General features: G+C 61.0%; 19 protein-coding genes and 1 pseudogene. 10 read left to right on the top strand and 10 right to left on the bottom strand.

Translation table 11 applies throughout. The features are described 5' to 3' along the window. The first annotated feature begins 84 nt into the window (after positions 1-84). The 4 genes from mutM to V7714_RS20055 all read left to right on the top strand — a co-directional run bounded on the left by mutM (position 85) and on the right by V7714_RS20055 (position 4,868). Positions 85-912, top strand: coding sequence for a bifunctional DNA-formamidopyrimidine glycosylase/DNA-(apurinic or apyrimidinic site) lyase (mutM, locus tag V7714_RS20070; protein ID WP_335711324.1), 828 nt, complete (start codon positions 85-87; stop codon positions 910-912). 281 nt (positions 913-1,193) lie between these two features. After that, the gene (locus V7714_RS20065; RefSeq protein ID WP_335711323.1) at positions 1,194-3,152 is read left to right on the top strand and encodes a dynamin family protein; all 1,959 of its coding nucleotides are present in this window, start codon (positions 1,194-1,196) and stop codon (positions 3,150-3,152) included. Positions 3,153-3,295: 143 nt separating this feature from the next. Beyond that, a complete protein-coding gene (locus V7714_RS20060) occupies positions 3,296-3,619 on the top strand; it encodes an H-NS histone family protein (protein WP_284197126.1) in 324 nt (107 codons plus the stop codon). Between the two features lie 127 nt (positions 3,620-3,746). Further along, positions 3,747-4,868 (top strand): VanZ family protein, encoded by a 1,122-nt coding sequence (locus tag V7714_RS20055; protein ID WP_335711322.1) that lies wholly within the window; start codon positions 3,747-3,749, stop codon positions 4,866-4,868. Here the strand turns inward: V7714_RS20055 and V7714_RS20050 are convergent. From V7714_RS20050 to V7714_RS20015, 9 genes and pseudogenes are all read right to left on the bottom strand, one after another. Beyond that, positions 4,858-5,478: a 6-pyruvoyl trahydropterin synthase family protein gene (locus tag V7714_RS20050; RefSeq protein WP_335711321.1), complete on the bottom strand. Its 621-nt coding sequence runs from the start codon at positions 5,476-5,478 to the stop codon at positions 4,858-4,860. The genes V7714_RS20055 and V7714_RS20050 overlap by 11 nt on opposite strands. 238 nt (positions 5,479-5,716) lie before the next feature. Then, positions 5,717-6,496, bottom strand: a complete 780-nt coding sequence (locus V7714_RS20045; protein WP_335711320.1) for a MetQ/NlpA family ABC transporter substrate-binding protein — start codon at positions 6,494-6,496, stop codon at positions 5,717-5,719. Positions 6,497-6,536: 40 nt separating this feature from the next. After that, a complete protein-coding gene (locus V7714_RS20040) occupies positions 6,537-7,211 on the bottom strand; it encodes a methionine ABC transporter permease (protein ID WP_335711319.1) in 675 nt (224 codons plus the stop codon). Next, a complete protein-coding gene (locus V7714_RS20655) occupies positions 7,208-7,495 on the bottom strand; it encodes an NIL domain-containing protein (protein ID WP_439954237.1) in 288 nt (95 codons plus the stop codon). Before V7714_RS20655 ends, V7714_RS20040 begins: the two co-directional genes overlap by 4 nt. Continuing rightward, a pseudogene (locus V7714_RS20035) lies at positions 7,481-8,215 on the bottom strand (methionine ABC transporter ATP-binding protein); the annotation flags it as partial. The pseudogene V7714_RS20035 and the gene V7714_RS20655, both read right to left, overlap by 15 nt. 110 nt (positions 8,216-8,325) lie before the next feature. Further along, positions 8,326-8,982, bottom strand: coding sequence for a pyrimidine 5'-nucleotidase (locus tag V7714_RS20030; protein WP_335711317.1), 657 nt, complete (start codon positions 8,980-8,982; stop codon positions 8,326-8,328). Continuing rightward, the gene (locus V7714_RS20025) at positions 8,983-9,819 is read right to left on the bottom strand and encodes a hypothetical protein (protein WP_335711316.1); all 837 of its coding nucleotides are present in this window, start codon (positions 9,817-9,819) and stop codon (positions 8,983-8,985) included. It abuts the gene before it with no gap. 111 nt (positions 9,820-9,930) lie between these two features. Beyond that, positions 9,931-10,362 (bottom strand): CBS domain-containing protein, encoded by a 432-nt coding sequence (locus V7714_RS20020; RefSeq protein ID WP_284197134.1) that lies wholly within the window; start codon positions 10,360-10,362, stop codon positions 9,931-9,933. A gap of 89 nt (positions 10,363-10,451) precedes the next feature. Continuing rightward, the gene (locus tag V7714_RS20015; RefSeq protein ID WP_335711315.1) at positions 10,452-11,735 is read right to left on the bottom strand and encodes an adenylosuccinate synthase; all 1,284 of its coding nucleotides are present in this window, start codon (positions 11,733-11,735) and stop codon (positions 10,452-10,454) included. Positions 11,736-11,838: 103 nt separating this feature from the next. On the opposite strand from V7714_RS20015, the gene gcvA reads away from it, so the two are divergent. Both gcvA and V7714_RS20005 read left to right on the top strand, forming a co-directional pair. Then, the gene (gene gcvA, locus V7714_RS20010; RefSeq protein WP_335711314.1) at positions 11,839-12,747 is read left to right on the top strand and encodes a transcriptional regulator GcvA; all 909 of its coding nucleotides are present in this window, start codon (positions 11,839-11,841) and stop codon (positions 12,745-12,747) included. Positions 12,748-13,035: 288 nt separating this feature from the next. Then, positions 13,036-13,758: a substrate-binding periplasmic protein gene (locus V7714_RS20005; RefSeq protein ID WP_335711313.1), complete on the top strand. Its 723-nt coding sequence runs from the start codon at positions 13,036-13,038 to the stop codon at positions 13,756-13,758. A 349-nt stretch (positions 13,759-14,107) separates the two neighbouring features. On the opposite strand, the gene argB is transcribed toward V7714_RS20005, so the two are convergent. Then, positions 14,108-15,007, bottom strand: a complete 900-nt coding sequence (argB, locus tag V7714_RS20000) for an acetylglutamate kinase (RefSeq protein ID WP_284197139.1) — start codon at positions 15,005-15,007, stop codon at positions 14,108-14,110. Positions 15,008-15,130: 123 nt separating this feature from the next. Between argB and V7714_RS19995 the strand changes: the two genes are divergently transcribed. The 4 genes from V7714_RS19995 (at position 15,131) to V7714_RS19980 (ending at position 21,347) form a co-directional block, all read left to right on the top strand. After that, on the top strand, positions 15,131-15,820 hold the full coding sequence (locus tag V7714_RS19995; protein WP_335711312.1) for a TetR/AcrR family transcriptional regulator: 690 nt from the start codon (positions 15,131-15,133) through the stop codon (positions 15,818-15,820). After that, positions 15,817-16,860 carry an efflux RND transporter periplasmic adaptor subunit gene (locus V7714_RS19990; protein ID WP_335711311.1) on the top strand — a complete coding sequence of 348 codons (1,044 nt, stop codon included), beginning with the start codon at positions 15,817-15,819 and terminating at the stop codon, positions 16,858-16,860. The genes V7714_RS19995 and V7714_RS19990 overlap by 4 nt, the downstream gene beginning before the upstream one ends. 18 nt (positions 16,861-16,878) lie before the next feature. Then, positions 16,879-19,932 (top strand): efflux RND transporter permease subunit, encoded by a 3,054-nt coding sequence (locus tag V7714_RS19985; protein ID WP_335711310.1) that lies wholly within the window; start codon positions 16,879-16,881, stop codon positions 19,930-19,932. Positions 19,933-20,024: 92 nt separating this feature from the next. After that, positions 20,025-21,347, top strand: a complete 1,323-nt coding sequence (locus V7714_RS19980) for a TolC family outer membrane protein (protein ID WP_335711309.1) — start codon at positions 20,025-20,027, stop codon at positions 21,345-21,347. The last annotated feature ends 934 nt before the right edge of the window (positions 21,348-22,281 follow it).

Here is a 22,281-nt window from a genome sequence, read left to right as displayed (position 1 = left end):
GTATCCTTGTCTGCCGGCTCAGGCAGCATCTGCGACCATGCTATAGTCGTTCGTTCTTTCATCTTAACCCGTTCGGCAGCAACCATGCCTGAATTGCCCGAAGTAGAAACTACCCGGCGCGGTATCGCGGCGGCGATGGACGGCGCTGTGCTGCAAGGCGCGGTAGTGCGCGAGGCGCGCTTGCGCTGGCCGGTGCCGCCTGATCTGGCAGAGCGGGTGGCGGGGCTGGGTGTGCAGCGCATCTGGCGCCGGGCCAAATACCTGTTGTTGGACATCGGCCATGGCCATTTGATCCTGCATCTCGGGATGTCGGGCAGTTTGCGGGTGGTCGCTGCGGATATGCCGCCAGCCAAGCACGATCATGTCGACCTGCTGTTCCAGCGCGCAGGTCAGCAATACGCCTTGCGTTATCGCGATCCCCGCCGCTTTGGCGCCCTGTTGTGGCAGCCTGGCGAATTGCTTGCCCATCCTTTGCTGTGCCAGCTTGGGCCGGAGCCGCTGGAGGCGGACTTTACGGCGGCGTATCTGAAGCAGATGTTGCTGGGCAAGCAGGCGGCCATCAAGCTGGCCATCATGGATAACCATCTCGTCGTGGGGGTGGGCAATATCTACGCCAATGAAGCCCTGTTTCGCGCAGGCATACGCCCAAGCCGGCCTGCTGGCAAGTTGAGTGGGCCGGATTGCCAGCGATTGGTGACGGCCATACAGGCCACCCTGACCGAGGCCATTGCGGCAGGAGGCAGTACCTTGCGCGATTTTGTTGATAGCGAGGGTAAGCCTGGTTATTTTCAACAGCGCTATTTTGTATATGGGCGGGATGAACAACCCTGCCTGCAGTGTGGTAATCCGATTCGATCAGGCCGCCTGGGGCAGCGCTCAACCTATTGGTGCATGCAATGCCAGCCTCGCTGAACGTTGCTGTGGCCGGCCATTCCAGGGTTGGGGCGGGCTATTGGCGTGCCAGCAGGGCGACTCGGGATAATGCTCCTATTCATGGCGGGTAGCATATGCTGCCGCCGTAAGGCTGGGCTTGACCGATGACCGCGCTTGCATAGCGTTGCCACACGTTATTTAATGACAATGAAATGCGTTTTTCCTGTTTGACGATTTTGCCGGGTTAAGCGCCGCTCCCCCATTTGCCCTTTTTATACATGCGCCAGCACGCTGTTCCTGCTGTGCGAGAGGATAGAAACATGTCGCACGACAACCTTGTTGCTGATTTTGAAGCCTATAGCGGCTGGCGCGGGAATCTAATCCAGCGCATCGGGGATTTACAACGCTGGTTGTCCGAGCAGGATCTGAACGATGCCCAGACCAATATGCGCATCCAGCATTTGCTGGATAAGCTGCGTGAGGACAAGCTCAATATCGCCTTTGTGGCGGAGTTTTCCAGGGGCAAGTCAGAGCTGATCAATGCGATTTTCTTCGCTGAATACAAGCAGCGGGTTTTGCCTTCGTCTGCCGGCCGCACCACCATGTGTCCGACCGAGCTGCAATACGATGCGGCACGGCCCAATTGCATACAGCTGCTGCCCATCGAGACCCGTGCTGGGGATACCACCACCTCCGAATATCGCCGCTATCCCGAGGAATGGCATACGGTTGAACTCGACATCGAGTCGGGCGAAGCCATGCTGGCTGCCTTTCAGCAAGTAGGCCTGAAAAAATGGGTGGCGGTGGAAGAGGCCAAGCGCCTGGGGCTATTTGACGACGTTGATCCTGATCACAAGCTGTCGGTGCAGGATGGCAAGATCGAGATTCCCTGCTGGCGCCATGCCATCATCAACTTCCCCCATCCTTTGCTGAAGCAGGGCTTGGTGATACTGGATACTCCGGGTCTCAATGCCATCGGTACCGAACCGGAACTGACGCTCAATCTGCTGCCGAATGCTCACGCCATCCTGTTTATCCTGGCGGCCGATACCGGCGTCACCAAGACCGATATTGATGTCTGGCGCAACCATATCGGCCGTGCTCAGGGTGGGCAACGCGGCCGCCTGGTGGTGCTGAACAAGATAGATGGCCTGTGGGACAGCCTGAAGAGCGAAGGGGAGATCGACGCCGAGATCGACAAGCAGGTCAAGACCAGCGCTGAACTGCTGGGCATCAAGACCAGCCAGGTGTTCCCGGTATCAGCCCAGAAGGGCTTGGTGGCCAAGATCAACGATGACGACGAATTGCTGGAGAAGACCCGCATCGTCAAGCTTGAGCGTGCGCTGTCGGATGATCTGATCCCCTTCAAGCAGGAAATAGTCCGCGACAACACCCAGACCGAGGTGGAAGACCTGGTGCTGGCCACGCGCGGCATCCTGAACGCCCGGCGCGAAGGTGTGCGTGAGCAGTTGGACGAGCTGACTGCGTTGCGTGGCAAGAACCGCGATGTGATCGAACACATGCTGGACAAGATCCAGGAAGAGAAAGCCCATTTCGAGCGGGGCATGCAGCGCTTCCAGGCCTTGCGCAGTGTGTTCTCACAGCAAACCAATGTGCTGTTCGGCTATCTGGGCATGGATGGCTTGAAGAACCGTATTACCAAGATACGGATGGAAATGGATGCGTCCAGTTTCTCCTCCGGCCTGACCGGCGCCATGCAGAAGTTTTTCAAGGATATCAACGGCAACATCACCAAGTCGGCTGAGCAGGTAGCGGAAATCCAGGCCATGATGGCCGGCATGTATAAGAAGTTCAGCGATGAACACGGCTTGGGTGCCGTGTCGCCCCCACCCTTCTCTACCTTGAAATATCATAAGGAGATTGCCCGTCTGGAAAAGAGTTTCCACGAGCATTTCAATACCTTTGGGGCAATACTCACCACCTCGCAAAACAAGCTGACCAAGAAGTTCTTTGAAACCATTGCCAGCCGCGTGGTGTATGTCTATGAGGTTGCCAACCGGGATGCCGAGAACTGGCTAAAGGCGGTGATGGCCCCCATGGAAACCCAGGTACGCGAACATCAGATGCAGCTGCGCAGGCGGCTGGAGAGTGTCAAGCGTATCCACAAGGCGACCGATACGCTGGAGGACCGGATCGAAGAGTTAAGCGAGATTGATGCGGTTATTCAGCAACAATTGAGCGAGCTCGATGCGCGCTTGAAAAAGACCTATGAAGCGCTCAATGATGCCATGAAGCCGGTGGCAAGACAGGCGGCCTAGCAACAAGTAGTTAATACCAATAGCATATTTAGTGCTTGCGCCAGGATATTTATTGGTTTATAGGTTGATTCGGGGATGCGTTCGACTGCATAATATTCGCAGTCTTTTGACCAAAATCACTAAATTGATCCAGGAGAATTAAAATGGTGGACTTGTCTGGCCTGTCCTTGCCGCAGCTTTATCAATTGCAAAAAGACCTTGAGCGTGAAATTTCGCGCCGCAAGGTCGAAGACAAGCAAAAGGCTATCTCCGACCTGCAAAAGCTGGCAGCAGAGCGTGGCTTCAGTCTGAACGAGCTCCTGGGTGCCGATTTGCCCAGCAAGCGTGGTGGCAAGCGCGGCCCGGTGGCGGCTCAGTTCAAGAACCCCGCCAATCCGGAGCAAACCTGGAGTGGCCGTGGCCGCAAGCCGCAATGGGTGGTTGATCACTTGGCCAAGGGTGGCAGCATCGACAGCCTGCGCGTGTAAGCCATCATCGCACGCCTGTGAAAAGGAAGCCCTTGGGCTTCCTTTTTTATTATCTGTATGCAATGAAACGTTTATATCGGTTGCAAGCAATCCGTAGTTGGTAGCCAATGTGATAGGCTTGCTCGCCATGCGCTGGCAATTGCCCATCTCCTACCTTGCTCGTGATGCTATGCCGTCCTGGTTGGGGCGGCATTTCTTGCTGGCCTGGCATGCGGTCATATTGGTGACCAGCTGGTATCCGTTCTCGGGCTGGCGTTATACCGGCGAGCCTATCTGGGCGTTTTTGGCCTACCCCTTGCCGCACTATCATACCGTGGCAGACAACGCGCTCAATCTATTGGCCTATCTGCCCTTGGGATATGCCTGGGCCTTGTATTTCCGTTGCCGCTGGTTTGCGCCCCTGGCCGCGCTGGTATTCGGTGCCACGCTCTCCGGCTCGGTCGAATTCGTACAGCAGTTCCTGCCCCAGCGCGTACCATCCAATCTCGATCTGATCTACAACACCGCCGGTAGTCTGATCGGTGCCTTATTGGCCGGTCTATTCAGCAAGCTGCTGATACTGCGGGGCTGGCATGTTTTTCGCCAGCAATGGTTCCGCGAGGGCTCGCAGGCCGACTATGGTCTGATCCTGCTGCTGCTGTGGTTTATCTCGCAGCTGAATCCTGCGGTTCCTTTGTTCGGGGTGGTGGTGCAGCCTGTTGGTCTGCCGCAGCCCTGGGTATCGCCCATAGAGAATGCCCTGCTCTTTCTACGGGGCTTGGAGGCCTTTGGGGTCATGCTCAGCTTGATGGGGGTGAGCCTGATCGTGGTGACCCTGCTGGCGCACCGCCGACGGGCCATGGTGGCCATCGTCGGCCTGATCCTGCTGTCGTTGCTGCTCAAGGTGTTGTTTGCTGGCGCCCTGCTTAAGCCAGATGAGTTCCTCACCTGGTTCAATATCAATGTGCTGACAGGCGGGGTGCTGGGCCTGGGGCTGCTGTTCCTGTTGCTGCGGCTGAAGCGCCGCTGGCAGGCGCTAGTGGCCTTGCTGTGTGTTGGCCTGACCCAGATGGTAGAGGCCATGTGGCCATTGACCGCGCAGCCCTACGGCATGCTCAGCCTGTTCCGTTGGCGCTACGGCCTGCGCGATTTCAACGGCCTGACCCAGACGCTCTCCGAGGTCTGGCCCTGGCTGGCGACGGTTTACCTGATCTGGCTGATGGTGCGGGACTATCGCCGCAGCGTGCAACCCACCGTACTCAGTCGTTGAGATCGGGCTGTGGGTCGGGCTGGACCTGTAGGGCAATCGTAGGATTCTGGAAAGGCTCGCCCCGCAGCAGCTTATCCAGCATGGCTGGGTCTTTCCATTCCGCCTTGCATTGTTCCGAGAAGATCACCTGCTCCAGCGCGATCAGGCCCATACGCGGATTATAGGCATCGGTGCGGAAGCACTGCGCGTAACCGGTCTCGGTTTCATGGGCGATTACAGAATGCAGCACTACGTCCTGCTCGCCATTGGCCATGGCCGTGTTCTTGAGTATGGCGTCGATGATGACGAAGAACAGCCGCGAAAACTGCTCGGCCGATGGCGACACCGGCATGGCGATCCAGCGCTGCGAATAGCGCTTGGCCCAGGCGATGTAATCTGCCTCGTCCCGGTCCCAGAAGCAGATGGCGTGATCAAACGCGTCGATCACATCACGTATCGTGCCCTTCATCAGGCCGAAGTCGTACACCATCTGGCCATGGTCCAGTGCCTGGGCCTCCAGCAGCACCTCCACCTTGTAGCTATGGCCGTGGATGGAGTGGCGGCAGCGATCGCTACTGCAATTGCGCACGATGTGGGCGTTTTCGAACTTGAACAGTTTGCGTATCAGCATGACATGGCTCCTGCAGACAGCCGGCGTTGCAGACCACGGCGCCTGTGTGCAGCGTAGAGGAGGATGGGGACAGCCTAATTGTGCCAGTCCGCCAAAAAAAAGCCACGCGCTTGGCGTGGCAAATCATCTACGGATGGAGTGAGACGACAATGCGATACACCACGGGTAGGTGGTGCAGTCAGGCCGCTCCGGACCCTTGCGGGCACACGGGACGACCGAACTCGGGGTGCCGGAAGGCTTAGAACGCCGCGATGACGGCGCCTTTGTACTTCTCGGCAATAAACTGCTTCACTTCGGACGAGGTCAAGGCGGCAGTCAGCTTCTTCAAGGCAGCGTTGTGCTGGTTGTCGGTGCGGGTCACCACATAGTTGGCATAGGGCGAATTGGCATCCTCGATCAACAGGGCATCGCGGGTGGGTAGCAGCTTGGCTTCCAGGGCGTAGTTGGTGTTGATCAGCGCCAGATCCACCTGGTCCAGTATGCGTGGCAGGGTTGCAGCCTCCAGCTCCTTGAACTTCAGCTTTTTCGGATTGCCGACGATGTCTTTCACGCTGGAAAGGATATTCCGGCTGTCCTTCAGTTTGATGACCCCATGCTTGTCCAGCAGTACCAGCGCACGGCCGGCATTGGAGGCTTCGTTCGGTATGGCGACCACGGCGCCTTCGGCGAGCTCGGCAATTTTCCTGATCTTGCGGGAATAGGCGCCAAATGGTTCTACATGCACGGCTGCCCCCGTCACCAGGCTGGTGCCACGGTTCTTGTTGAATTCGGTGAGGTAGGGCTTGGTCTGGAAGTAATTGGCATCGACGCGCTTTTCGGCCAATTGCACATTAGGCTGCACGTAGTCAGTGAATACCTTTACATCCAGCTCTACACCTTGCTTGGCCAGGGCCGGTTTGACGAAGGCCAGGATCTCGGCGTGCGGCACGGCGGTGGCGGCTATGGTCAGTTTCTCGGCCTGGGCGGAGAACGCGGCCAGGGTGGCGGAGGCCAGCAGCAGGGTCTTGAACAGTTTCATGATTTTTTCCTTGTGATGGACAGCGAGCTTGGGGGAGTCTTTATTTGCGGGTGGCACGACGGACCAGCCAGTCGCCTGCCATCTGCAGTATTTGCACCACGGCCAGCAGGGCCAGTACGGTGATCACCATGACTTCGGTCTGAAAGCGCTGATAGCCGTAGCGTATGGCCAGGTCGCCTAGCCCGCCGCCGCCGATCACGCCGGACATGGCGGTATAGGAGACCAGGGTCACTGCCGTGACGGTGGTGGCCGCCAGCAGGCCGGGGAGGGCCTCGGGCAGCAGGGCGCGGCTGACGATCTGCCAGGTGGTGGCGCCCATGGCCTGGGTGGCTTCGACTATGCCCAGATCTACCTCGCGCAGGGCGGACTCAACCAGCCGGGCAAAGAACGGTGCGGCGCCCACTACCAGCGGCGGAATGGCACCGGCGACGCCGATGGAGGTGCCCACCAGCTTGACGGTCATCGGGATCAGCACGATCAGCAGGATGACGAAGGGCATGGAGCGCAAAGCGTTGATGACGAAAGAGAGCGCGGCGTAGGCCGGCTTGTTGGCCAGCAGCCGGCGTGGCCCCAGTAGGTAGAGCAGCACGCCCAGTGGCAGGCCCAGCAGCACGGTAAAGGTGAGGGACGCGCCCAGCATGGTCAGCGTGTCTAGGGTTGCAGTACCTATGTCGGCCCAGTCGATCAGGCTCCAGTCGAACCATGGGGCGCTCATGCTGCCAAGGCCTCGCAGCGAACGCCACGGCTGGCAAACGCGGCCTGGGCGGCGCTGACATCGCCTTGCAGGCCCACGATCAACTGCCCATAGGGCCTGTCCTTGATGCGGCCTACACTGCCTTGCAGGATGTTGATCGGGCTGGCGAGCTGCTGGCCCACTTCGGCGATCACCGGCTCATAGGTGGCGGCATCGACAAAGGTCAGGCGCAGCAGCTTGCCGGCGACTGAATGAAGCTTGCCCGCCAGGTCCAGCACCGCGGCGTGGCCATCTTCGGCCACCATATTGCGGCTGGCGGCATGCTGGGGGTGCAGGAAGACGTCAGCAACCGTGCCTTGTTCGACGATGCGGCCGCCGTCGATGACGGCCACCCGATCGCAGATGGCCCGGACCACGGCCATTTCGTGCGTGATCAGCACAATGGTCAGGCCCAGTCGCTGGTTGATATCCAGCAGCAGCTGCAGGATGGCCTGGGTGGTTTGCGGGTCCAGCGCGGAGGTGGCCTCGTCGCACAGCAGCAGCTTGGGCTGGTTGGCCAGGGCGCGGGCGATGCCGACGCGTTGCTTTTGTCCGCCGGAGAGTTGCGCGGGATATTGCTTGGCTTGTTCTGTGAGGCCCACCAGTGCCAGCAGCTCGGCGACCCGCGCCGCCATAGTGGGGGCGTCCAGTTCGCCGGCCAGCTCCAGGGCAAAGCGGATGTTGGCAGCGACGGTGCGATGGGCCAGCAGATTGAAGTGCTGGAATACCATGCCTATCTGCTGGCGTAGTGCCCTTAGGCCTGCCTGGTCGAGTGCGGTGGCATCTATGCCATCGATGAGCACCCGGCCTTGGTCGGGGCGTTCCAGCAGGTTGAGGGTGCGTAGCAGGGTGCTTTTGCCGGCGCCTGAGCGGCCGATGATGCCAAAGACCTGGCCGGCGGGAATCTGCAGCTGGATATCCTGCAGGGCTGTGACCTGGCGGCCGTCGACCTGGTAGGTTTTGTTGAGGTGATGAAGTTCGATCACGGGGTGTCCGTTCACTGGTGTAGCGGGCCAGCGGGGTGGCCGCTGTCAAGGAACGAACTTTAGTGAAAGCCAATATATATAAAAAGTAATAAAAAATTAGATAACGGTAACTATTGGTTATTTGGGCGTAGCCAGCCTCGGTGCCCGGCGTGGCGGGGGAGTTGGGCCAGGGAGGGCAGGCCGATATCGACCACGCCACCGTGATGGGCCTTGCGGCCCAGCCAGACGGTGGCCATGCCCAAGCGCTTGGCGGTGACCAGGTTGGCGTGGGTGTCTTCTACCATCACGCAGCGGCGAGGATTCAGGCGGTAGCGGGCCAGCAGCTTGCGATAGCCTACTGGCGAGGGTTTGGGGCGGTGGCGGGTATGCTGGATGGCGATGACACCATCGAAGTGATGGGCTACCCGCAGGCCGCGCAGCACGCTGACCGCGTAGGCCAGTGGTGCATTGGTGAACAGGATCTTGCGGCCAGGCAGGCGCGCGAGGGTGGTTTGCAAGGCGCGCATGGGCCGGAGCTTGCGCTGCAGGTCGGGAAAGCGATGAGTCTCTGCCAGGAAGTGCTCGGGATCGATATGGCCGTGTCGCTGCAGGCCTGCCAGGGTGGTGCCATAGCGTTGCCAATAATGCAGGCGCAGGGCATCGGCCTCGGCCTCGCTGATGTCCAGATGCCGGGCCAAATAGGCGGTCATCAGCCTGTTCATGGCCGGGAAGATATAGGGCTCGGCGTCGTGCAAGGTATTGTCGAGGTCGAAGATCCAGGTGGGCATTCAACTGGCTGCCTTGGGTTCGCCATCGCCTGTGTTGGCGGGGCGTGCCGGGGTGGATGGGCTCAGGGGGCCGACATCAAACCAGCCGTCGTACAGCAGGGTGTTGTCGCGGCGTGCTTCCTTGAGCGTGATCTGGCCGGCTGCAAGCGCCTTGGTGCTACCCTGCAGCGGATGGATGCCGCAGACCGACTTGCCAGGGACCTCGCCCTCCATGCAGGCCCAGATCTCGCCGCCTGGGTAGCTGATGTTCAGGCTGATGGTGAGGCCCTGCTGTGACAGCAGCGCACCCATGGGCGGTGCGCCGGTAAGGCGGTTCAGTGCCGCACGGTTGGCATGTATGTTGCCAACCAGGGCCAAAACCCATTGCTCGGCCTGCTTGCGGGTGGCACCCAGCACGGCGGCGTAACCGGCATCGCCGCCATCGGCGAAGGCGGAAAGCTGTATGGGCTGTTTGGCCTGGCGCCACTGCCGTACCCGTTCGATCAAGGCCAGCATGGCCTGGCTGCTGCGGCCATCAGCCCATTCGTGGCTATCCCAATGCTTGCCTTGCAGCAAGGCCTCGCGTGCGGCCGGGCCGCCGTCGGATTGCAGGTACCGGTCCAGCCTTGCTTGCTCGGTGCTGGGGATTTCCAGCCCCAGGGTGACGGGCTTGCCGGTTTTCAATAGCCGACAGGCCATGTCGCCGGCAAAGCGCGGGGCTTGTTCGGTACCATGCATCTCGCCCAATAGGACATAGTCGGGCTGCTGGGCCAGCAGGGGGGTAATATCGAGCGGTGGGCATTCCAGCGCAAAGGCAGGCAGGGCCAGCGCAGCCAGCATGGCGGCAATCAACTTCAAGGTGAAACTCCCTAGCAATAGACAAGGCCGGCGTGGGGCCGGCCTGATGATACAGTCCTGGGCGCCCGGCCTCGGCAGCCGGGCGCAATGAATCGAATGCACGGTGCCGGCTTAGCCGTGGATGTACTGCTCCAGCTGCTCTATCAGGAACTGCTGCTCGGCGATCTGCTCGCGTACCAAGTCGGTGATCGAGAGCACGCCGATGACCTTGTCGCCATCCATCACCGGCAGGTGGCGGAAGCGTTTTTCCGACATGATGGCCATACACTCGTCCACGGTCTGGCTGGGCAGGGCAAACATGACACGCTTGGTCATGATATCGACTATAGGCGTACCGGCCGAAGTCTTGCCTTGCAACACCACCTTACGGGCGTAATCGCGCTCGGAGAATATGCCGGTCAGCTTTTCACCTTCCATGACCAGCACGGCACCGATGTCCTTTTCGGCCATCAGTTGCAGCGCCTGGTAGACCGTGGCGGTGGGCGGGACCGAGAAAATGGCCTGGCGCGACTTTTCCTGCAGAAGCTGACGGGCGGTTTTCATGCTGCACATACTCCGTGGGCAAAAGTGAGGTCGTACCCTCAATATAAACAGTCAGGCCCTGGCGGCCAAGCGGGAATGCGCGGTTGGCCTCACCATGGCTGCTGCAGCGTGATGATGTCCTCGCGCTCCGGGCTGGTGGATACCAGGCTGATGGGGCAATCGAGCAAGGTGGCAATCCGCTGCACATAGGCTTGTGCCGCAGCGGGTAGAGCCTCGAATTGCCGTATACCCGCGGTAGACTGTTGCCAGCCGGGCAAGGTTTCATACACCGGTTCACATACCGCCTGCTCGGCCGCGCTGGCTGGAAAGCAGGCCTGGAAGACGCCGCGGATACGGTAGCCGACGCACAGCTGCAAGGTGGGCAAGGTGTCGAGCACATCCAGCTTGGTCAGTGCCAGGCTGCGCACCAGTGCCAGTTGCAGCCCCTGCCGCAGCAGGGCGATGTCCAGCCAGCCGCAGCGCCTGGGGCGGCCAGTGTTGGTACCGTATTCATGGCCGCGCTGGCGCAGCAGATCCGCCAGCTCGCCGCTCAGCTCGCTGGGGAAAGGGCCGGCGCCTACCCGGGTGGTGTAGGCCTTGCAGACGCCGAGCACGCTGGCCTGCGCCGCCGCACCCAGGCCGCTGCCCAGAACGGCCTGGGCCGGCAGGGTGGAAGATGCGGTCACAAAGGGGTAGCTGCCGTGGCTGTTGTCCAGCATCAGCGCCTGTGCTCCCTCGAACAGCAAGCGCTCGCCAGCCTGGTCGGCCTGTTGCAGCTGCTGCCAGGCGGAACCCACATAGGGCAGCAGACGCGGGGCCAGGGCCAGTAGCCGCGACAAGGTGGCGGCAGGGTCGTGGGTCGGATGGCCCCAGGCTGCCAGCAGGCTGTTGTGGTAGTGCAGGGCTTCTTCGACCTTCTGCGCCAGCAGGCCTGGGTCGGCCAGGTCGCCGACACGTATGGCACGGCGGCCGGCGCGGTCGGCAAACGCCGGCCCTATGCCGCGGCCGGTGGTGCCTATGGGATGGCGGCGCTGGGCCTCCTCGGCCTGATCCAGGGCGGCGTGGGAGGGCAACACCAGGGTGGCGGTCTCGTCCACCAGCAACTGGCGTGGTCCGATGGCCAGGCCCTGCTGGGCCACGCGGTCCAGCTCTGCCAGCAGGGCTTCGGGATCAATCACCAGGCCGCTGCCTATCACGCCGGGCTTGCCGTGCAGCAGGCCGCAAGGCAGCAGGGCAAGCTTCCAGGTTTGCCCCTGGACCACCAGGGTGTGGCCGGCGTTGTGGCCGCCATTGAAGCGTACTACCCGGTCGGCCTGCTGGCTGAGCAGATCGACGATGCGGCCCTTGCCTTCATCCCCCCATTGCATACCGATGACGATGAGTTTGTTGGACATGCCCTGCACCCCTTGTGTTTGGTTAACAGGGCGCAACGGTACCGGGCTTGGCGGCGCGCAACAAACGACTTAAGCTGTGCTTTCATGTCAGGAAAACTCACCAATGAAGCGACAGCTCCCTCCCTTGAATGCGCTAAGGGCCTTTGAAGTGGCGGCCAGACTGCAGAGTTTCAGTGCCGCAGCCGAGGTGCTTCATGTGACGCATGGTGCCATCAGCCGGCAGGTGCGGCAGCTGGAGGAATGGCTGGGACTGGCATTGTTCGAGCGGCAGAATCGGCGGGTGTTGCTGACGGAAGCAGGGCGTGGGTATCTGGCCGCCTTGCTGCCGGCTTTCGAGCAAATGGAGGAGGCAACGGTCAGATTGCAGCGGCAGCCCGGCCCGCAGGTGCTACGGGTCAATGCACCGGCCACCTTTACCCTGCGCTGGTTGATACCGCGGCTGTCGCGCTTTCAGATGGCGCATCCCCAGGTGGAGGTACGCATCTCCACCTCCAATGAGGCGATAGGCGCGCTGGGCGAGCCATTTGACCTGGTCATACGCGGCGGCCCCCAGGATTGGCCTGGCTACCAGGGCTGGGAGTTCCTGACGGAGCAGCGACTGCCGGTGTGCAGCCCCGCGCTGCTGCAGCGCCAGCCCCTGCTGCAGCCGGCCGATCTGGCGCAGCACACCTTGCTGCATACGGCGACTCTGCCCGAGGTTTGGTCGGACTGGTTGGCGGCTGCGGGTGTGGCCGACCTGCAGCCGGCCCAGGCGCTGCGCTTCAACCACTTCTACCTGACCCTGCAGGCGGCGCTGGATGGGCTGGGGGTGGCCATGGGGCCGACGGTGCTGGTGGCCGAGGATATACAGACTGGGCGCCTGGTGACGCCGTTTACCCAGCCGCGCCTGGGGGACTGGCGCTACTTTGCCTATATCCCCTTGCGCAACCAGGATAATGCGGCGGCGCGGGCATTCTGCGACTGGCTGGTGGAGGTGGCCCAGCCCCTAGGCGATACAAACCCGCGTGCCTGAGCGGCAGGGCGATGGCGCCCTGCGCGCCATATGACCAGAGCTGGCCGAGGGCGGTCAGGTTAAGCCAGACTGGCGACCTGCTGCCCGGTACGGGATGCCGCGGGGCGGATTTTTCTCCGCTTACCTAGCCGCCGAAGCCTGACAGGGCTATCTTTTAAGGCGGCAGCGCAGTCATCCACGGGAGCAGGAAATGGGCCTCTGGAACCAAGCTATTACGTCGCCCTCGATGGCCAGTAAGCTGTCCGCGCTATTCGCCCATAGCCCTCCCTCCTTGCAGGTGTAGCCATCATGCGCCTCCACCATTTTCTGGGATTGCTCCTGGCCCTTGCCGCAGTCGCCCTCCATGCGGCGGCGGACGTACCGCTACGTATTGCCGGCGTGGAGAACGACGAAGGGACAGAGCGTTATTACGAGGTGGTGGTGCGCGAAGCTTATCGCCGCATCGGGCAGCCGATCGAGCTGACATTCATGCCGGCGGCGCGAGGCCTGACCGCCGCGAATACCGGCAAGTCCGACGCCCTGCTGGCACGGCTGCCTGTGATTGAGGAAGCATTTGCCAATATGCGGCGCGTTCCCACCTCGATCGGGCCGATGACCTTCCTGGCGGTCAGCATGAAGCCCTCGCTGGAGATCCGTAACTGGGAGGATATGCGAACCCTGAGCATCGCCGTGCGGCGCGGCTACCGGATCGCTGAGATCAAGACGGCCGGTATGAATGTCAGCCTGGTGGACTCCTATGAATCCATGTTCAGGATGCTGGCACAGGGGCGGGTCGATGTGGTGGTGATACGCGAACCGGGCGTCAGCCCTACCCTGCGGGCCCTGAAATCCGCCAGGGTGCTCAATGGCACCGAAACCTTCCGCTCCGTCGTACTGGAGTATCTGCCCGCCTACCACTACATCAACGTGGAACGAAGCCATCTGATCGGCCCTCTGGACCAAGCGCTCAAGGCCATGACCAAGGAGGGCTTCCTGGAGCGGGCATTGCGCGACGCCCGCGGCGGGAACTGAGCTTAGGGACGCTCTGCAAACGGCAAGCAAAAGGTGGGCGCTAGGTGCTTATGGGCGCTGAGTAACCAACGGTTTTGTGCTGTGCTATCCCACTCACCCTGAACCGGGCATCACCGCCCTCGCAGCCGCGAGGGAGCCTGACTGCCGCTCGTAAGTGGACTCTTGCAGAGGCTCCCTGGGGCTGTGCTCGACATCTATCCCAGTGCGCAACCAGGCCTATTAGGCGGCGCGGGCATTCCGTGACTTGTTGGTGGTGAAGGCGGACTGAACCTGACAGCGGGCCCCTACCTTGGGTAAGGTGCCCGCTTGAACGACTTGGCTAGCCTGAGCAAGCCGGGTGCGGCGGGGTTTACTCGTCGCGCTTGATCATGGTGCCGACGCCGTGGTCGGTGAGCACTTCGAGCAGCAGGGCGTGTTTGACTCGGCCGTCGATGATGTGCACGGCATTGACGCCATTGACGGCGGCCTCGAGGGCGGAGGCGATCTTGGGGATCATGCCGCCGGAGATGGTGCCTTCTGCCACAAGCTGGTCGACGATGCTGGGTGTCAGGCCGGTGAGCAACTGGCCTTGCTTGTCCAGCACGCCGGGCGTGTTGGTCATCAGGATCAGCTTTTCGGCGCCCAGGACTTCGGCCAGCTTGCCTGCCACCAGGTCGGCATTGATGTTGAAGGCTTCGCCTTCTGCGCCCACGCCTATGGGGGCGATGACCGGGATGAAGTCGCGGGTATCCAGCAAGGCTACCAGCTCGGGGTCTATGCTCTCGATTTCGCCGACCTGGCCGATATCGATCTGCTCCTCGTCGCCCTCACCCTTGAGGAACATTTTCTTGGCGCGGATGAAATGGCCGTCCTTGCCGGTGAGACCTACTGCCCGGCCGCCGTGCTGGTTGAGCAGGGAGACGATTTCCTTGTTCACCAGGCCGCCCAGCACCATTTCGACGATTTCCATGGTTTCACTGTCGGTGACGCGCATGCCCTGGATGAACTCGCCCTGTTTGCCCACGCGGTTGAGCAGATCGTTGATCTGGGGGCCGCCGCCATGCACCACGACGGGGTTCATGCCGACCAGCTTGAGCAGCACCACATCGCGGGCGAAGCCTTCTTTCAGCTCGGGCTCGATCATGGCATTGCCGCCGTACTTGATCACGATGGTTTTGTCGTAAAAGCGACGGATATAGGGCATGGCTTCTGCCAGCACACTGGCCTTGTCGGCAGCGGTTTGGGCAGAGATGGGTTCGATGGCGGGCATGGCTGCAGTCCTGATTGAAGTGGGGGGATTTTAGCGCCGTTCGTCATCTGATACTGCACTCGGACTTGCTTAGTTTTGGGGAGAGGCGTAATTTAAATTAAATGAACGTTCATTTATTTTATCGTGAAGCCTGAAAACACTGACTGCAACGAGCGCTGCCCGGTGCTGGAAACCGTGACACGCTGGACCCGGCGCAAGGACGCCCGCCCAGGCGAGATACTGGATGCGGCGCTGGACCTGTTCGTGGCGCGGGGGTTTTCGGCCACCAAGGTTGAGGATATTGCCCGCACCGCTGGCGTGACCGCGGGGACCATCTATCGTTATTACGCCAACAAGGAAGACATACTCAAGGCGGTGATACGCGAGTCGCTGGTGCCCACCCTGCAGGAGGGCGAGCAGCTGATTGCGCAGTTCGACGGCAGCGGCCCCGAGTTGCTGGCCTTTGTCATCCGCACCTGGTGGCAGATGCATGGTGCGACCAAGCTGTCTGGCATACCCAAGCTGATGATTGCCGAGGCCAGCAATTTCCCTGAGCTGGCGCGCTTTCACCGTGAGGAGGTGATAGCCCGGGGAGAGAGCCTGATCGCCAGCGCCATCCAGTTCGGCATAGACCGCGGCGAGTTCCGCCCGGTGGCGCTGGATGTGGCGGTGAAGGTGGTGGTGGCGCCGGTGGTCATGGCCATGGTGTGGAAACATACGGATATTTGCCCCGGTCTGGACCTGGACCGCTATCTTGAAGAAGTCATCGAGACCCTGATTCATGGCTTGGGCGCGCGCCTGGGCGACAAGCAAAACGGAGAGAGTGAAGCATGATGAAGCGCAACCTGGCCCTGTTGCTGGCTGTTGCCACGGCCCTGGCCGCCTGTGGCAAGACCGAGACCCGATATGAGGATGTACGCCCGGTGCGCACCGTGGTGGTCAAACCCGATGGCATTGCCACTACCGCCAGCTATTCCGGCGAGGTGCGTGCCCGCCGCGAGGCTCAACTGGGCTTCCGCCTGGCCGGGCAGGTTGTGGAGCGCTATGTGGAGCTGGGCCAGGTGGTGAAGGCCGGCCAGCCGCTGCTGCGCCTGGATGGCCGCGATGTGGCCTTGCAGCAAGCCTCGGCCAAGAGCCAGTTCGACAAGGCGCGCATGGACTATGAGCGGGCGCAGCAACTGCGTGGCCAGGGTTTTGTCAGCCAGACCAATGTGGATGCGGCCAAGGTGGCGTTTGATGCGGCACGCTCGCAATACAACCTCAGCAGCAACCAGGGTGGCTATACCGTGCTCAAGGCCGAGCGGGCTGGCGTGGTGACGGCCATCAATGCGGAAGTTGGCCAGGTGGTGGCAGCCGGCGCCCCGGTAGTCAAGATTGCCGAGCAGGGTGAGCGCGAGGTGGTAGTGAGCGTACCGGAATCCCGCGTGGAGGAACTGCGCAAGGCCGCCAGCCTGACGGTGGAGCTGTGGGCGCTGCCGGGCAAGCGCTATGTGGGCAAGCTGCGCGAGCTGGCGCCAGATACCGACCCGATCACCCGTACCTATGCAGCCCGCGTGAGCGTGGTGGAGGCCGATGAGGCGATGCGCCTGGGGATGACGGCCAATGTGCGCCTGCCCGGCGACGAGAGCCTGAGTGGCTTTACCCTGCCCTTGACCGCGATCTACGACCGCGATGGTCAACCCAAGGTCTGGGTGGTGGATGGCAAGACCAGCCGCGTCAGCGCCCGGCCCGTGCAACTGGCGGGGGTACGCAATGATGTGGTGCTGGTAGCGGGTGGGCTGAAGGCCGGCGAGACCGTGGTGACGGCAGGTGCGCACCTCTTGCATGCCAACCAGTTGGTACGCCTGGCCGAAAGCCAGCTGAGCCGTAAGTAAGCCGGATAGGGAGCCAGCATGCGCAGCATCAACCTGTCCGAATGGGCACTCAAGCACCAGCAATTGGTGCTGTATTTCATCATTGTCTTCATGTTCGCGGGTTATTTTTCCTACACCCATCTGGGCCAGAAGGAAGACCCGGAGTTCACCTTCAAGGCCATGGTGATACAGACCTACTGGCCTGGTGCGTCGGCGACCGATATGGAGCTGCAGGTTACCGACAAGATGGAGAAGAAGCTGCAGGAGATGTCGCAGATCGAGTACGTGCGCTCTTATTCCAAGGCGGGCGAGAACCAGCTGCTGATCAACCTGAAGGAAGGTGTGCCGCCACAGGAGGTGCCGGATATCTGGTACCAGGTGCGCAAGAAGATGGGTGACATCCGGCATACCCTGCCAGAGGGTGTGCGCGGGCCTTTCTACAATGACGAGTTCGGCGATACCTTTGGCAACCTCTATGCCTTTACCACCGATGGTTTTAGCTACGCCGAGCTGAAGAAGTATGTCGATGCCGCCCGGGCTGAGCTGCTGCATGTGCCGGATGTGAACAAGGTCGACTATGTGGGGGTGCAGGACGAGAAGATCTATGTCGAGACCTCCAATGCCAAGCTGGCCTCGCTGGGTCTGGACCCGCAACTGGTGTTCCAGACCTTGCAGGCCACCAATGCCGTGGTGCCGGCGGGTGCAGTGGAAACCAGCAGCGAGCGGGTAGCCATGCGGGTGACCGGCGAGTTCGACTCGATCGAAGCCATACGCAATATCGGCATACGCGCCAATGGCCGTACCTTCCGCCTGGGTGACGTGGCCAAGGTGTATCGTGGTTACTCCGACCCTACTGTCAGCAAGATGCGCCACAACGGCCAGGAGGCCATAGGTCTGGCCATCAGCATGCGCAAGGGGGGCGATGTCATCCAGCTGGGCCAGAAACTGGATGCCAGCATCGAGCGCATCCGCGCCGAGCTGCCGGTGGGCATAGAAATCCACGCGGTGTCCGACCAGCCCAAGGTGGTCAAGGATTCCATCCATGAGTTCGTCAAGAGCCTGATTGAGGCGGTGGCCATCGTGCTGGTGGTGTCCTTCCTCTCGCTGGGCTGGCGTACCGGCCTGGTGGTGGCGCTGTCCATCCCGCTGGTGCTGGCCATGACCTTTCTGGTCATGTATGCCTTTGGCCTGGACTTGCAGCGCATCTCGCTGGGTGCGCTGATCATTGCCCTGGGCCTGCTGGTGGATGATGCCATCATTGCAGTGGAGATGATGGCGCTGAAGCTGGAACAGGGCTGGGACAGGCTGCGTGCCGCCACCTATGCCTACACCACGACCGCCTTCCCCATGCTGACCGGCACCTTGATTACCGCTGCGGGCTTTATGCCGGTGGGTCTGGCCAAGTCCAATGCCGGCGAATACACCGTCTCGATCTTCCAGGTGGTGGGTATCTCGCTGATGTTGAGCTGGGTGGTGGCGGTAATCTTCACCCCCTATCTGGGCTACAAGCTGCTGCCCGAGACCAAACACCATGGCGACGAGAATGCGGTGTACCAGAAGCCGTTCTACCAGCGCTTCCGCCGCCTGGTGAACTGGTGTTTGAACTACCGGAAGACCGTACTGATCGTCACCCTGCTGGCCTTTGTAACGGCCCTGGGGTTGTTCAAGTTCGTACCCAAGCAGTTCTTCCCTTCATCGAACCGGCCGGAATTGATGGTGGACGTGTGGCTGCCGCAGGCCTCTACCTATGAGCAGACCGAAAGCCAGATCAAGGCGCTGGAGGAGAAGCTCAAGGGCGACCCCAATATCGCCAGCGTGACCAGCTATGTGGGCAACGGCAGCCCGCGCTTCTACCTGCCGCTGGAACAGCAGCTGCCCAACCTGAATTTTGGCCAGCTGATGGTGATGACCAAGAACGAGAAGGTGCGCGAGGAGGTACTGGTCAAGATACAGGGCCTGTTCGACAAGGACTTCCCGCTGGTGCGTGGCCGGGTAACCCGGCTGGAGAATGGCCCGCCTGTGGGGTACCCGGTACAGTTCAGGGTGGCCGGGCCTGACCAGGCCAAGCTCAAGCAGGTGGCGGAGCAGGTATCGACCATCATGCGCGGCAACCCGCATATCCGCCATGTGAACACCGACTGGAGCGAGCGGGTGAAGGTGATGCGGCTGGAAGTGGACCAGGACAAGGCGCGTGCCCTGGGCATTACCTCGCAGCAGTTGTCCTATGCCCTGCAGATATCGCTGTCTGGTGTGACGGTGACGCAGTTCCGCGAGCATGACCGCACCATAGACGTGATTGCCCGGCTGGATCGCCCCGAGCGTACTGACCTGAACAACCTGAAGGACGCCAAGGTCTACCTGCACAGCGGCAAGTATGTGCCAGTGAGCCAGGTGGCCAAGCTGAAGCTGGAGAGCGAAGAGAGCATCGTGTGGCGCCGCAACCGCATGCCGACCATCTCGGTGCGCGCCGACGTGGAAGGTGCGCAGGCGCCGGATGTGACCATGAAGCTGTGGCCGGAAGTGAAGAAGCTGGCCGACAGCCTGCCACTGGGTTACAGCATTGAGATCGGTGGTTCGCAGGAATCCAGCGTCAAGGGCCAGAGCTCCATCATGGCGGTGATGCCACTGATGCTGCTGACGGTGATGACCATCTTGATGTTCCAGCTGCAGAATATCTCGAAGATGATACTGGTGCTGCTGACCGCGCCGCTGGGCATGATAGGTGTGGCCGCTATACTGCTGCTGTTTCAGGTACCGTTCGGCTTTGTGGCGCAGTTGGGGGTGATTGCCCTGGCAGGCATGATCATGCGGAACTCGGTCATTCTGGTGGACCAGATAGACCAGCATATGGCCGAGGGGGAACATCCCTGGCATGCCATCGTCGAATCGGCGGTGCGGCGCTTCCGCCCCATCATGCTGACGGCGGCAGCGGCCATCTTGGCCATGGTGCCCTTGACCCGCTCCACCTTCTGGGGGCCCATGGCTTGGGCCATCATGGGGGGGCTGTTCGTGGCCACCTTGCTGACGCTGCTGTTCCTGCCAGCCCTGTATGCCACCTGGTACCGCGTGAAGAAGCCGCTGGATGCAGCTTGAGCAAGCGGAAACGGATTTGGATTTCAGCTATCAGACATAGTAAGATACTGCATAGTATGTTTAAACTGTGCGCTTAAAACAGAGGATCAACCATGCAACGCTTTGCAATCCGCGCCTTGCCCTTGGCGGTGATGCTTGCCGTAGGGTCTACCGCCATGGCGGCCGACCTGCTGCAGGTTTACCAGGAAGCCAAGAAATACGATGCCACCATCGCTGCGGCGGAAGCAGCACTCCGTGCCGGCCAGGAGAAATCCAGCCAGGCCACGGCGCAATGGCTGCCCAAAGTGCAGCTGGATGGCCAATATGGGCACTCATCCTCTACCAGTGCGACGGCGCGCGGCGATGTGAAGACGCAGGGTGATTCCTACGGCTATAGCGTATCGGCGTCGCAGCCGCTGTACAACGCCACGGCCAGCGTCAATGCCAACCAGTTGAACGAGCAGGCCCGCCTGGCCGAAGTAACCTATGAGGTTGCACGGCAAGACCTGATACTGCGGGTGGCACAGGCTTATTTTGATGTGCTGTACGCCCAGGACAGCCTGGAGTTCGTGCGGGCCCAGAAGGACGCCGTATCGCAGCAACTGGCCCAGGCCAAGAAGAGTTTTGAGGTGGGTGTGGCCACCATTACCGATACGCACGAGGCCCAGGCCAAGTACGACGGTATCGTGGCCAGCGAAATCGCCGCCGAGAACGAACTGACGGTGAAGCAGAATGCCTTCCTGCAGCTGACTGGTGTGCCCGCTGTTGGCCTGGCCGGTTTGCCTGCCAAGATGATGGCCACCCCGCCAGTGCCGGCCGATATCAATGCTTGGGTCAAGCAGGCTGAGCAGAAGAGCCTGGCGATAGAGGGCCAGCGCGGTGCACTGGCCATAGCCGAGGCTGAGATAGACCGTTATCGCTTTTTGCGCCAGCCTACGCTGAACCTGGTGGCCTCGTACGGCCAGGATTGGTACAAGAAGGACCTAGCGGCCAATGCCAAGGACAAGCGCGAAAGCAGCATAGGCGTGCGGCTGGAGATACCGATCTTTACCGGCGGCGCCACCAGCTCCAAGCTGCGTGAATCGCTGGCCTCGCGCGATGAAGCCCAGCACAAGCTGGAAGCCACTCGCCGTGATACCGCCCAGACTACCAAGCAGGCCTTCCTGGGTGTGCAGGCCGGTGCGGCACAGATCAAGGCGCTTGAGCAGGCGCTGGTGTCGTCGCAAAGCTCGCTGGATTCGACCAAGCTGGGCCGAGAAGTGGGTGTGCGTACCACGCTGGACCTGCTGAATGCCCAGCAGCAGTACTACTCCACCAAGCGCGACCTGGCCCAGGCGCGTTACAACTATCTGGTGAACCAGCTCAAGCTGTCGGCCGCCGTGGGCGAGCTGGCAGAGAAGGATCTGGAAGGCGTGAATGCCAAACTGGCGCGCTGATTGATGGCGCTGCCAGTGGCAGCGTGACTGTCTGGCTGCTGGCGCTGAGGCGTGGCTGGCTGTGATGCCCTGACTTGTTGGAGTTGGGGCATTTTTCTTGGTGGGATCGGTGCAGGAGGCTCGGGTGGGTATGCGCTTCGCTTATTGACCTATGCGCTGGGTGGATTAACACCCTCGACCTACGTCCAGCAATTGGCAAAGCGAGCAGCTAAATTAACCTTGGACTGTAAGCTACTATCGGCAACTCTGTCGTCAGGCAGCCATGCCGGCCTGACTTAAAACTAACAGCCTCCACGGAAGTCGGGGTGGTTCACGTAGTGTGTTACTTAATCCGAGGAGACGACGTTCACATGAGGCAGCGTATATTCGTTGCAATCGGAGCCGTGATATTGCCCAGTGCGTCGTTCGCCCTTGGGGGCGAAGGAATCGTTGGAGGCTTGCTCAAGGGCGCCGGGATCCTAGTCGCTTGGTTCGTCATAACGATCTGGAGTTTTTTTTGGCCTTTCAGGCGGTTCGAATTCGCGTGGTTCTTGACATGGGCTGTGCGCTTGAGCGTGCCAATGTACGTCTTGTGGGAAATCCATGTGAGTCCTGGCTCGCAAAATACGAACTGGGAGAGGCAAGAGAATCAGGCGAGGCAAGAGCATAATCGTAGCGAGCTTGCCGCTACGTTCAAGGCTACGTGCGAGGCACACGCTCCGAATGCAACACGCATCCTCCAAGTAGAGACCGCAGAACGTCCAAAGACTGTCTATGTGGAGGATTCGGACGGGCTGTTCGGGCCAGAGATAAGCTCGCGCTTGGCAGAGTGCGCGCATAGTCGCGTGCCCGCCTGCCGGGCGCTGGGACTTGATGCAGTGGAGTGGGCCTGGAGAGACTCGAGAGGGTTCTCATACTGCAGAGTAGGGATCGATCCATCGCGTCCTAGAGAGTG

The sequence above is a fragment of the Chitinimonas sp. JJ19 genome (genome assembly GCF_036961565.1).
Lineage (GTDB): Bacteria > Pseudomonadota > Gammaproteobacteria > Burkholderiales > Chitinimonadaceae > Chitinimonas.
The sequence above is the reverse complement of the archived record's forward strand: the minus strand, read 5'-3'. Positions and strand labels throughout refer to the sequence as shown.